Consider the following 12,399-nt stretch of genomic DNA (forward strand, 5'->3'; position numbering starts at 1 on the left):
ATGCGCCTTCTTGTTGTTGAAGATGATGCCGACCTGAACCGCCAGCTGGTAACAGCGCTCGAGGAGGCTGATTACGTGGTCGACAGCGCCTTTGATGGCGAAGAAGGGCATTTCCTTGGAGACACCGAACCTTACGACGCGGTCGTTCTGGATCTCGGGCTTCCCAAGCTTGACGGCCTCTCCGTGCTTGAGAACTGGCGGCGCGACGGTCGGACCATGCCGGTCCTCATCCTGACAGCCCGCGATCGCTGGTCCGACAAGGTAGCCGGGATTGATGCCGGGGCGGATGACTATGTGGCCAAGCCTTTTCACATGGAAGAAGTTCTGGCGCGGGTGCGGGCGCTGGTGCGCCGCGCTGCCGGTCATGCCTCCAACGAACTGACCTGCGGCAACGTGCGTCTCGATCTCCGCTCGGGCCGGGTGACGGTCGATGGTTCCCCGGTCAAGCTGACCTCTCACGAGTATCGCCTGCTGTCCTATCTGCTGCATCATCAGGGTAAGGTGATTTCGAGAACCGAGCTGACCGAGCACCTCTACGATCAGGATTTCGATCGGGATTCGAATACGGTCGAAGTGTTTGTCGGGCGTTTGCGCAAGAAGATCGGCTCGGACACGATCGAGACCATTCGTGGTCTGGGATACCGGATGGGGGAAGCCGGTGACGCTTGAAGCGGGGGGCAGTGGAGAGGCCCAGCCGGACAGTTCTGCGCCTGCGTCTTCCCCATCGTCTCGAAAGACCTCTCTGGCAGGACGCCTTGTATTTGTGGCAGCCGTCTGGTCAACACTGGCGCTGGCGATTGCCGGCTTTTTCCTTGTCAGTCTCTATCGGGCTGCCGGGGAACGGGCCTTTGATGCGCAGCTTGAGGTTTATGTAAAATCCATCGTCGCGGATATGGTGGTCGAAAGCGATACTGCCGATGCCCCGGTCGCCTTTCGCGCGCCGCGCAGCCTTGGTGAGCCGCGTTTTGCCCTGCCACTTTCCGGCTGGTACTGGACCATCCGCAAGGCAGATAGCGGTGAAATCCTGTTCGCGTCCCTTTCGCTGGTCGGGGACCCGCTGCCGCTTCCTCCACTGGATGGGGAGCAGTCGCTCAGCGGGTTCGCCAAGGACCAGTCCAATCACGAGGTCCGCTATTACCAGAGCCTGATCGAGTTCGGGTCTGATCGCATGATTATTGCGGTTGCCGTCGCCACTGCCGATTTCAGGGCCGAGGTCGCGGAATTTGCCCGTCAGGTTGCGCTGACACTGATCCTCTTCGGGCTCGGGCTTGTCGGTGCCGTTTTCCTTCAGGTTCGGGTGGGGTTGCGTCCACTCGTTCGTCTTCGTCAATCCCTGAGCGATGTGCGCAAGGGGGATGCGGAGAGGATCGATGAAAACCTGCCGACCGAAATCGCCCCGCTGGCTGTTGAACTGAATGCGTTGATCACTTCCAACCGCGAAATCGTGGAACGCGCGCGCACCCATGTCGGCAATCTCGCGCACGGCCTGAAAACCCCTCTTAGTGTGATCTCGAACGAAGCGAGGACCCATTCAGGAGCTTTCGCCGAAAAGGTGGGAGAGCAGGCGGGGATCATGTCCACCCAGATCCAGCATCACCTCGAGCGGGCGCGGATGGCGGCGCAAAGACGCGTTATTGGCGTCTCCTGCGAAGTTGAACCGGTGCTGGGCCGTCTTGTAAGGGCGATGGACAAGATCTACATGGACAGGGCGCTTGATCTTGACCTTTCTGCGCCCCGCCAACTGCGGTTCCGCGGGGAAAGTCAGGACCTTGAGGAAATGACCGGCAACCTGCTCGACAATGCCTGCAAATGGGCGAGTTCGACCGTAACTGCCCGCGCTACGCCCTTGACGGAAGGTGGCGGCCGGGAAATGCTCGAAATCGTGATCGAGGATGATGGTCCGGGTCTTTCCGAGGAAGAAAGGCGCGAAGCTGTCAAACGGGGGCGGCGGTTGGATGAAACCGTTCCCGGCACCGGGCTTGGCCTGTCCATTGTAGCAGACCTGTCCGCTCTCTATGGTGGGCATCTGGATCTTGATCGTTCCAGCCTTGGAGGGCTGAAAGTACGCCTCGTGCTTCCGGCTCTTTAGGAGTTTCGTGATATTTGTCAGGGATAGTTTTCATCCTAGGGCGCAGTTCGGCCACATTGGTCTTGCAAGGTCCGTGTCGTTGCGGAAGTTTGACGTAGGCGGCGAATACTGACGGAGGAAATGAATGTCAGCGCGTGTTGCCACATTGTTGATGCTCTTAACGGGGTTGGCCGGGTGTTCCTCGCTGACCGCGGCTGAAAACTCTGGTGGTCAATACAATTCCTCCTTTGGTGCAGCAGGCAGTGCGCTGGCTGGAAATGAGGGCAAATCCGCCATTTCCAATCTCCTGAACAAGGATTTTGCCCGTGGTCTGGAATCTTCAGATCATCGCGCGATTGCCGAAGCGCAAAGCCAGGCCTTGCGCACGGACGGCGTTGGCGCTGCCATCGGCTGGAAAAACGAGAAAACGGGCCGCAGCGGCACCGTGCGACCCGGGCCTGTCTATCACGTCAACGACACCACGTGCCGCGAGTTCGTGCACGAGATGGCTCTTGGCGGCCAGACAGTGAAATCGCGCGGCACAGCCTGCCAGAGCGAAAACGGCAATTGGCAGACGCTCAGCTGAGCCTAATGTGTCGGTAGCTTTCCCGATTGTTTTCAGTGTTCGCGTTTTACGTGTGTCTTCAAGGGCATACCTTGTAAGGTCAATAATTATTTAAGCTTTGCGCATAATACTGACACGGCCATTTATTCGGCCGAAAAGTTCAGATCATGAAGAATGCAAAGCTAGTTTCGGACAAGATCCAGTCTTACCTCGGTGAGCTGAGTCCGCGTGCGGTTCAGTCGCTGGTCAGCCGACTGGAGAAGACCCAGTCGCAGGGCGGGGTGGATCCGAATGTCGACGTAATTCTTCAAGCATCCGTTGGACTTATCCGGGGTGAGAAGCCAGTCAACAAGGTTGAAGAGACCTTCAAGAACGAGCGCGCGGGCACCATCCGCAAGAGCCAGTTGCAGCGCATGTTCTTCCGTCCGCTGGATGATTATCTGCTTGATGAGACACTCAAGGAAAAGCAATCCGGTCGCATTCATCGCTCCATCCTGAACAAGACCTGGGTCTGGCTGAAGCGCGATGTTCTGCCTAATGAAATAGCGCGTGTTGCGGATCGGGCCGCAGATAACTCCTGTTCGAATGAGGAATTGGCTGTCGAGATCGACGGTTTGCAGGAGAGGGCCCTTGCAGCCTTCCGGGGTGCATTGGACAATTCGGAAGTTGCCGAAGTCAGCAAGCGGCGCCTGTCGACCGAGATGGGCGGCGCGCGGGGGCTTGCCGATCTGATCGACATCTATCGCATTTTTGCGCTGGAGACCGATCTTCTCGAGTTTTTCGAACCCTATTCCGAAACCCTGCATCCCAACCGCTTCAAGGTCGATACCGACCTCATGCAACGCACAGCCGAGTTTCTCGCGAAACACCCGTCGGACATGGATATTCTGGCGACCGGTCTGCTGTCTCGCACAAGCCATCCGGCTGCGCTTGCCGTATTTGGAATGCGTCTGGCAAAGACAGATGATCTCGCCGAGCTGGCGAAGTCCCGCTATGCGCCACTGATGGATGTGGCGCTTTCGGAGGTCGAGCGGCTTTCGATTCTTGCGCAGGAGCATCGCAAGTATAATCCCGATCCGATCGGTTTCTCCGTCGCCCTTTCGGACTATCACGAACAGGTCAAGGCTCTGGAAGTTGATCTGGACTTCTCCCAAAGCCGGACATGGCGTGAACGCCTGACGCAGATCAAGCGGACCATGAGCGCACTTGTCGCCAAGGAACTGGAATCGGTTCCCGGTCTGCTTCGCAAGGCCATTCAGGTTCCGGTTGTCGACAAGGATGGAACCTTCCGCGTTGACGCGGCTACTGCTGACAATGCCATTCGAGCCCTTCGTGTGTTTGTCATGGTGCGCAACGCACCGGACACATTTGCGGTCAATGATTTGAACAAGCGCACCCGGCAGGCTGTGGAGCAGATGCTGGAAATCATGACTCGCGGCTTGATCAACGAATTGTCATCGGCTTCCGGCGCGCGGCAAAAAGCGGTTCTGGGTGCCGTCGATACAGCCATCATGCTCTGCGAACTCTACTATGGCGGTGAATATGCCGCGCAGCTGCGGCGCAGCCGCCAAGCGGCGCTGGGCCTCAAGGTTCCGCAATCGCAGGCAAAAAAGCCGAGCAGTGCGGCTGCGCGTAAACCGGTGAGCAAACTGACCTAAAGGCGTTCCTGCCTGCCTGTTGGATATCGTCTCCCGCGACGGCTGGTCACACGATTACGGGCTTGCGTTTCCCGCTGCTGGAATGTCTATAGTGCGCCCATGATGCTATGGATTTTGATTGCGGCAATGACCGCTGCTGCGTCCCTGTCTATCCTTTTGCCACTGGCCCGCGCCCGGAAGACTGCGGGCACGACTTCGGCTGCGGATCAGGCAGTCTATCGTCAGCAACTTGAAGAGATCGACCGGGACCTTGAACGGGGCCTGATCGATGAAGCGGCTGCAGAAGCCGCCCGTACCGAAATTGCGCGCCGTCTTCTTGCTGCCCATGAACGCCGGGATGGTGAGGCGAGCAGCCTCGGTTCGATGTTCGGGGTGCGCTTCACGCAACTTTTGGCCATTTTGGCCATTCCTGCAGGTGCGCTCGGCCTCTATCTGACCCTTGGTTCTCCCGACATGCCTGACCGGCCTCTTGAAGAGCGATTGGCAGCGCCGGCGGAAAACCAGACGATTGACGAGCTGGTCGCCAAGGCCGAACGGCACTTGGCTGAAAATCCGGAAGACGGAAAGGGCTGGGAAGTTCTTGCGCCGATCTACATGCGTCTTGGGAATGTTGAAGCGGCTGCAAATGCCTATTCCAATGCCATAAGGCTGCTCGGTCCGACAACGACCTACCTCACCGACATGGGTGAAGCCTTGACCGTTGCGAACGAGGGAATCGTGACTGCCGACGCTCGCAAGGCTTTCGAGGAAGCGGTCAAGCTTGAACCGAAAGCTGTGAAACCGCGCTTTTTCATTGCTCTTGCCCTGGGGCAGGAAGGAAAGAAGGAAGCGGCGATTGCTGCGTGGGAAAGCCTTCTGGCCGATGCCGATCCGAAGGCATTCTGGGTTCCTGCCGCCCAGGAGGAGTTGCGCAAGGTGGGGGGAACTGTTTCGTCTGCTGCGGAAACTCCGAAAGGACCCACCCGCGAGCAGGTGGAAGCCGCCGGGGAAATGAATGCCGAAGACCGGCAGGCCATGATCCAGAATATGGTTCAAGGCCTGGCTGACCGCCTGTCCGGAGAGGGCGGCAGCGTGCAGGATTGGCAAAGACTGATCCGCGCCTATATGGTTCTTGGGGAAAATGCGAAGGCCGCAGACGCTCTCGGCAAGGCCAGGGAAGCCTTTGCCGACAATGCAGAGAGTTTGGGCAATATCAATGCGATGGCCGCCGAACTTGGGTTAGCAGGTCAATAGGGCAAGGATGAACCGATCTGCAGGTGGAGGGACCTGCAGTGAGTGACGGACGCATTTGCGATGACGCGAAAACAACGACGTTTGACGATGATCGGCACAGCAGGCGCTGTGCTGGCGGTGGCGCTTGGGCTGGTGCTCTTTGCACTCAATGACCAGATCGTCTTCTTTCAAAGCCCGACTGACATCACGGAAAAGCAGATCCCGCAGGGACAGCGTATTCGCCTTGGTGGACTGGTCGAAGACGGCTCGCTTGAGCGCTTCGATGATGCACGGGTGAAGTTTCGTGTCACGGACACCGCCAATACGATTGCCGTGACATATACGGGCATTCTCCCCGACCTCTTTCGTGAAGGGCAGGGGGTTGTTACCGAAGGTGTGATTGGCGCTGACGGCGTGTTTGTTGCAGATAATGTTCTGGCAAAGCACGATGAGAACTACATCCCCAAGGAAGTGGCAGATGCTCTGAAGGAACAGGGGCATTGGCAGGGCGGTGAACAATAGGCCCCGAATTGGTGAGCCTTGACCTGGACGGACGCGGGATAGACGCATGATCGTTGAACTGGGACATTTTGCACTGGTGCTGGCCTTTGTGCTGTCACTCATTCTGTCTGTGGTGCCTGTGTGGGGCGCCCTGAAGGAAGACGAGAAAATGATGTCCGTTGCCTCGCCGGTAACGGTCTCCATGTTCTTTCTCGTGCTGATTTCCTTCGCGGCGTTGACGGTTGCCTATCTCAACTCGGACTTTTCGGTCGAAAATGTCTGGCAGAACTCCCATTCGGCCAAACCGCTGATCTACAAGATCACCGGCGTTTGGGGGAACCATGAGGGATCCCTGCTTCTGTGGGTGCTGATCCTTGTCTTCTTCGGCGCTCTGGTTGCCATATTCGGCGGCAATCTGCCTGCGCCGCTCCGGTCCGCCACGCTCGGTGTTCAGGGCTGGGTAAGCGCTGGCTTCCTGCTGTTCTTGCTGGCGACGTCCAATCCGTTCAATCGCATTCCCAACCCGCCAATCGAGGGCAACGATCTCAATCCGATCCTTCAGGATATCGGTCTGGCGATCCATCCGCCGCTTCTCTATGTCGGCTATGTCGGCTTCTCCATCACCTTCTCCTTCGCAGTTGCTGCGCTCCTGCTCGGCCGTATTGATGCGGCGTGGGCTCGGTGGGTACGGCCGTGGACCCTTCTTGCCTGGGCGTTTTTGACGCTTGGCATCTCCATGGGCTCTTACTGGGCCTATTACGAGCTCGGCTGGGGTGGCTGGTGGTTCTGGGATCCGGTCGAAAATGCCTCGTTCATGCCGTGGCTTGCCGGAACGGCCCTGTTGCATTCCGCCATCGTCATGGAAAAGCGTGAGGCGCTGAAGATCTGGACCGTGTTGCTGGCGATCTTCACTTTCTCTCTGTCGCTGCTGGGCACTTTCCTCGTGCGCTCGGGCGTCCTGACGAGTGTGCACGCGTTTGCCACCGATCCCGCCCGTGGAACGTTTATTCTGGTCCTCTTGTGCATCTTCATTGGCGGGTCACTCTCGCTTTACGCATGGCGCGCGCCATTGCTGAAGCAGGGCGGCCTGTTTGCGCCGATCAGCCGCGAGGGATCGCTGGTTCTGAACAACCTGTTCCTGACAGCAGCCTGCGCTGCCGTTCTGGTTGGCACGCTTTACCCTCTCGCCCTTGAAGCGCTGACTGGCGAGAAGATTTCCGTTGGTGCGCCGTTCTTCAATCTGACTTTCGGCCCCTTGATGATCCCGCTCTTGATGGCGGTTCCCTTCGGCCCGGTTCTGGCTTGGAAACGGGGGGACTTGCTGGCGGCGACACAACGCCTTTATGCCGCCTTCGGCGTTGCGATCCTCCTGGTGCTCTTCACATTCTGGCTGTGGGGCATGGAGCGCGTGCTTGCACCGCTTGGCGTTGGGCTTTCCGTCTGGGTGATGGTTGGTGCCATTGTCGAGATCGTGACCCGCGTGAAGCTTTTCGAAGTTGGCCTCGTGCGTGGCTTCAGTCGTCTGAAAGGCCTGCCGGGGTCTGCATGGGGAACGGCAATCGCCCATTTCGGCATTGGCGTTACCGCGCTTGGCATTGTCACGGCAACGGCCTTTCAGGATGAGAAAGTGCTGACCATGGCGCCGGGCGATACGGTGTCCGTGTCAGGTTATGAGATCACCTTTGATGGCATCGCGCCGCGTCAGGGGCCAAACTATCGCGAGGATGTCGGCCATTTTGTTATCCGACAGGACGGAATCGTGATTGCTGAACTGGACCCTTCGAAGCGGCTTTACACGGCGCGGCAGATGCCGACGACCGAGGCAGGCATTCACACCATCGGGTTCTCGCAAATCTATCTTTCGCTTGGCGAACCACGTGACGGAGCTTCCATTGATGTGCGCGTCTATTTCAAGCCGCTGATCACGCTCATCTGGATCGGCAGCCTGATCATGGCCGTTGGTGCGGTGTTCTCCATCGCCGACCGTCGACTGCGGGTAGGGGCACCCAAGCCTGCAGCCCGGCGTCAGGCCATTCCCGATGCGACACCGGCGGAGTGATGTGATGCGGTTTCTTTCTACGCTGCTTCTCGGCCTGCTGATTGCGACCAGCTCCGCCTTTGCCATTGCGCCGGACGAGATCTTGAACGATCCTGCGCTGGAAGCACGGGCGCGGGGGCTGTCGGCCAATCTGCGTTGCATGGTGTGTCAGAACCAGTCCATCGACGACAGCGATGCGCCGCTTGCCAAGGACCTTCGCGTTCTGGTGCGCGAGCGCCTTGTTGCCGGGGACAGTGATGACGAGGTGATCACCTATCTGGTGGATCGTTATGGTGAGTTCGTGCTGCTGAAACCGCGTTTTGGTGGTCATACGCTGATCCTCTGGGCCTCGGCTCCCGTGGTGCTTCTGGCCGGAGCCATCGGGATTTTCATGGCCGTTCGCCGACGCAAGCAGATGACATCCGATCCGGTCGCCTCTGTGCCGTTGAGCGATGCTGAAAAGGCCAGACTGGACTCGCTCTTGAAGAGCGAAAACAGCTGACCTCACGCAGCGTAAAACTTCTCGTGATTTGATTGGCTTGGCCAAATCCCTATTTCTGTCGCACACTTGAGAAAATCGACAGGGAGCGGCAGACATGGCAAATCGTCCAATCAAGGTGGAATTCGACGGGGCGCATGGCGCGAAACTGGCGGCACGAATGGATATGCCTGCCGGCAAAGTCCGGGCCTATGCCCTGTTTGCCCACTGTTTCACCTGCTCCAAGGATATTGCCGCCGCCCGCCATATTGCTGGTGCCCTGAGCGCCGAGGGGATCGCGGTTCTGCGGTTCGATTTCACCGGCCTCGGTGGAAGTGGGGGCGACTTTTCTTCCACCGACTTCTCCTCCAACATCGAGGACCTCAATCGTGCCGTCGACTATCTGCGCGAAAATTTCGAGGCCCCTCAGCTTCTGATCGGGCATTCGCTTGGCGGTGCAGCCGTTCTGGCCGCTGCCGGTGATGTTCCCGAGGTTCGGGCCGTTGCGACCATCGGGGCTCCGTCCGATGCGGACCATGTGGTTCACAACTTCGGTGCCAAGCTGGATGAAATCCGCGAAAAGGGCGTAAGCGAGGTGGATCTTGCCGGACGCCCCTTCACGATCCGCCGCGAGTTTGTCGAAAACCTCGAAGCCCAAATGGTGCGCGACAGGGTTGGTGCTCTGGGAAAGGCGCTGCTCGTGATGCACGCGCCGCTCGATGCCACTGTGGGCATTGAAAACGCCACGAACATCTTTGTTGCCGCCAAGCACCCCAAGAGCTTCGTGTCGCTCGACAAGGCAGATCACCTGCTCAGCCGGGAGGAAGATGCTGCTTATGCCGCCCGTGTGATTGCGGCTTGGGCCAGCGGCTATATCGATGCTGAAAATCAAGCAACCGAGACGGAGCAGGTGGACGGCGTCGAAGTTCGCGAAACTGGGCTTGGCAAGTTCCAGTCAACGGTGGCAACGGGCTCGCACCGGATGCTTGCTGACGAGCCGGTCAGCTATGGCGGCTTCGACAGTGGGCCGACCCCTTACGACTATCTGTCCGCAGCGCTTGGCGCCTGCACCACGATGACCCTCCGGCTCTATGCTGATCGCAAGAACCTCCCGATCAGCAACATCACCACGAAAGTGCTTCACAACAAGGTTCACGCGCCGGATTGCGAAGATTGTTCGCATGAAGCGCAGGAGAAGGGCGGGAGGATCGATCGTTTCGAGCGTCAGATTTCCTATGACGGCGATGTGGACGCCGAAACCCGCGCTCGTATTCTGGAGATCGCTGACAAGTGCCCGGTCCACAAGACCCTTGAAGCCGGGTCTGCGGTCGTCACACGCGAGAAGCCCTCGACTTGACATTGATCTGATCGACGGGTTCCTTGCTTGAAAAAATACAGTCAGGAAGAACCCGTCGCCATGACCGATTTTCCCATCCTCTATTCCTTTCGGCGCTGTCCCTATGCCATGCGGGCGCGGCTGGCTGTTGCGGCGTCCGGCCTGACGGTGGAGTTGCGGGAAATTGTGCTTCGGGACAAGGCGCCGGAATTTCTGGCTGTTTCTCCGTCGGCCACAGTGCCGTGCCTTGTCGACCTTGACGGCGGCGTTGTGGACGAGAGCCTTGATGTCATGCTCTGGGCCTTGCACAGGTCTGACCCCGAAGGCTGGCTGACGCCGGAAATTGGCGATCTTGATGCGATGCTTTCGCTGATTGCTGAAAATGACGGGCCGTTCAAGCGTCACCTTGACCGCTACAAGTATGACAGCCGCTATGAAGGGGCTGACAAGCACGAAGAGCGGGAAGGGGCGTCGCAATTTCTTCGCAAGCTCAACGAGCAGCTTGCGGAAAGCCCGTGGCTCTTTGGCAACCGGGCTTCGCTTGCTGACTATGCGATTCTTCCCTTTGTCCGCCAATTCGCCAATTCCGGGCGGGAGTGGTTCGACGCAGAACCATGGGACGCCTTGCGTTCATGGCTCGAGAGGTTCGAAACGTCGGACAAATTCACTGCAATGATGGGGAAATATGAGCGCTGGAATGCCGGAAATCCGCCGGTTTTTTTCGGCAAAAACGCTGCGTGACCCAACCTTACCAAACCTTAATCTGACCGACAGGCAACTGTAAGGTAGGCGTTCCTATCTTCTTAAGTGACACGAGAGAACAGCACGTCCCCGCGAAGTCTCTCGGCCTCCAATTTGTCACTTTGAGGATAGACATCATGCAGAATACCCAGGACCCTTCGACCAAGCGTTCCCTGTTCATGTCCCGCCGCGCGCGCCTTCTGGCCGGTGCCATGGCGCTTGGCGCAGCTGGTCTCATGACGGTTCAGACCGTTGTTCCATCACAGTTTGCCCTTGCTGATCCGGTGCGCGTGGAACGCAATGCGCCTGCTGATTTCTCCGATGTTGTTCAGGCGGTTCAGCCGGCAGTGGTCAGCGTCCGCGTGAAGCAGGAAGCCAGCCCACGCATGATGAACTTCAACGGCCAGGGCGGCTTTGGCGAGTTCTTTGGCGACCTGCCAAACGATCATCCGCTGCAGCGCTTTTTCAAGGAATTCGGTGGACGTGAGGGCGAAGGTCGCCGTGGCGGTTCGCCCAAGCAATATGGTCTTTCACAGGGCTCCGGCTTCTTCATTTCCGATGATGGTTATGTGGTCACCAACCACCACGTGATCGACAAGGGCACGGAGTTCACCGTGATTGGCCATGATGGCAAGGAGTATGACGCTCGTCTGATCGGCGCGGATGCCCGCACTGACCTTGCCCTCTTGAAGGTCGAAGCGGACGAGAAGTTCACTTATGTGAAGTTCGCGGATGATGCACCGACAGTCGGTGAGTGGGTCGTTGCGATCGGCAATCCGTTTGGTCTCGGCGGCACCGTCACTGCCGGCATTGTCTCTGCCCGTGGCCGTGACATTGGCGCAGGCCCCTATGACGACTTCATCCAGATCGATGCACCGGTCAACCGGGGCAATTCCGGCGGTCCTGCCTTCAACATGAATGGTGAGGTGATCGGCGTGAATGCGGCCATCTTCTCCCCGTCCGGCGGCAATGTGGGGATCGCCTTTGCCATCCCGGCATCCACCGCGACCGACGTGATCATGGATCTTGAGAACGGCGGCAAGGTGTCTCGCGGCTGGCTTGGCGTCCAGATCCAGGGCGTGAACGAGGACATTGCCGAGAGCCTGAACCTGAAGGAAGCACGCGGTGCGATCGTTTCCGAAGTTCAGCCGGGTAGCCCCGCAGCCGATGCTGGCTTGCGCTCCGGCGACACGATCCTTGCAGTGGAAGGCAATGAGGTAAAAGGCCCGCGTGACCTTTCCAAGATGATTGCGGCTTTCGACCCGGACACGAAGGTGGATATCACCGTGTGGCGGGATGGGGCCGAGAAGGACATTGCCGTCAAGCTCGGCAGCCTGAAGGAGCCGGAATCTGTTGCATCGGCTGTGAAAGTCAGCCCGACCGAGACCAGCCTTGAGGACCTTGGCCTTGTTCTGACGACGGCAAAGGCCGCCGGACTTGAGGGTGACGGCGTGATTGTTTCCGAGGTTGATCCCGATGGTCCGGCAGCGGACAAGGGCTTCAGCCGAGGCGACCGCATTCTGGAAGTGGCCGGTCAGGCGATCACCAGTCCGGATGATGTTGTCGACGCCATCAAGCGCGCCGAAGACGACGGTCGCAAGGCTGTGCTCTTCCGGGTGGAGAGCAATGATAACACCCGCTTTGTCGCCCTGCCGATGAAGGTCAGCTGATTGACAATGGGTTGAAATCCAACAAGGAGCCGTGTTCCCTCTGCCCCCCTGACGCTCTCCTTGTTGCGACCGCCGGCGGCGACCGATAAAACGGTCGCCGCTGCTCGCGTGTTTTGCCTATGCTGTGCCAAA

Annotated in this window: 11 protein-coding genes; all 11 read left to right on the forward strand. The window is 58.7% G+C overall.

What is annotated here, in order from left to right:
- The 11 genes from F0155_RS13185 to F0155_RS13235 all read left to right on the forward strand — a co-directional run bounded on the left by F0155_RS13185 (window position 1) and on the right by F0155_RS13235 (window position 12,267).
- Window positions 1-669, forward strand: coding sequence for a response regulator (locus tag F0155_RS13185; protein WP_150524995.1), 669 nt, complete (start codon window positions 1-3; stop codon window positions 667-669).
- Window positions 670-742: 73 nt separating this feature from the next.
- Window positions 743-2,089 carry an ATP-binding protein gene (locus F0155_RS13190; RefSeq protein ID WP_244303516.1) on the forward strand — a complete coding sequence of 449 codons (1,347 nt, stop codon included), beginning with the start codon at window positions 743-745 and terminating at the stop codon, window positions 2,087-2,089.
- A gap of 124 nt (window positions 2,090-2,213) precedes the next feature.
- Complete coding sequence (locus F0155_RS13195) at window positions 2,214-2,654, forward strand: RT0821/Lpp0805 family surface protein (RefSeq protein WP_150524997.1); 441 nt, start codon at window positions 2,214-2,216, stop codon at window positions 2,652-2,654.
- Between the two features lie 146 nt (window positions 2,655-2,800).
- Entirely contained in the window at window positions 2,801-4,291 is a 1,491-nt protein-coding gene (locus tag F0155_RS13200; RefSeq protein ID WP_150524998.1) for a hypothetical protein, read from the forward strand.
- Window positions 4,292-4,393: 102 nt separating this feature from the next.
- The gene (gene ccmI, locus F0155_RS13205; protein WP_280177004.1) at window positions 4,394-5,524 is read left to right on the forward strand and encodes a c-type cytochrome biogenesis protein CcmI; all 1,131 of its coding nucleotides are present in this window, start codon (window positions 4,394-4,396) and stop codon (window positions 5,522-5,524) included.
- Between the two features lie 60 nt (window positions 5,525-5,584).
- On the forward strand, window positions 5,585-6,025 hold the full coding sequence (gene ccmE, locus F0155_RS13210) for a cytochrome c maturation protein CcmE (RefSeq protein ID WP_150525000.1): 441 nt from the start codon (window positions 5,585-5,587) through the stop codon (window positions 6,023-6,025).
- A gap of 46 nt (window positions 6,026-6,071) precedes the next feature.
- Complete coding sequence (locus F0155_RS13215) at window positions 6,072-8,063, forward strand: heme lyase CcmF/NrfE family subunit (protein ID WP_150525001.1); 1,992 nt, start codon at window positions 6,072-6,074, stop codon at window positions 8,061-8,063.
- A 4-nt stretch (window positions 8,064-8,067) separates the two neighbouring features.
- Window positions 8,068-8,544, forward strand: a complete 477-nt coding sequence (locus F0155_RS13220; protein WP_150525002.1) for a cytochrome c-type biogenesis protein — start codon at window positions 8,068-8,070, stop codon at window positions 8,542-8,544.
- 94 nt (window positions 8,545-8,638) lie between these two features.
- A complete protein-coding gene (locus F0155_RS13225; protein ID WP_150525003.1) occupies window positions 8,639-9,877 on the forward strand; it encodes a bifunctional alpha/beta hydrolase/OsmC family protein in 1,239 nt (412 codons plus the stop codon).
- 60 nt (window positions 9,878-9,937) lie between these two features.
- A complete protein-coding gene (locus F0155_RS13230; RefSeq protein ID WP_150525004.1) occupies window positions 9,938-10,597 on the forward strand; it encodes a glutathione S-transferase in 660 nt (219 codons plus the stop codon).
- A gap of 137 nt (window positions 10,598-10,734) precedes the next feature.
- Window positions 10,735-12,267 carry a Do family serine endopeptidase gene (locus tag F0155_RS13235; RefSeq protein ID WP_192913812.1) on the forward strand — a complete coding sequence of 511 codons (1,533 nt, stop codon included), beginning with the start codon at window positions 10,735-10,737 and terminating at the stop codon, window positions 12,265-12,267.
- The last annotated feature ends 132 nt before the right edge of the window (window positions 12,268-12,399 follow it).

The organism is Roseibium sediminis, assembly GCF_008711325.1.
Taxonomy (GTDB): Bacteria; Pseudomonadota; Alphaproteobacteria; order Rhizobiales; family Stappiaceae; genus Roseibium; species Roseibium sediminis.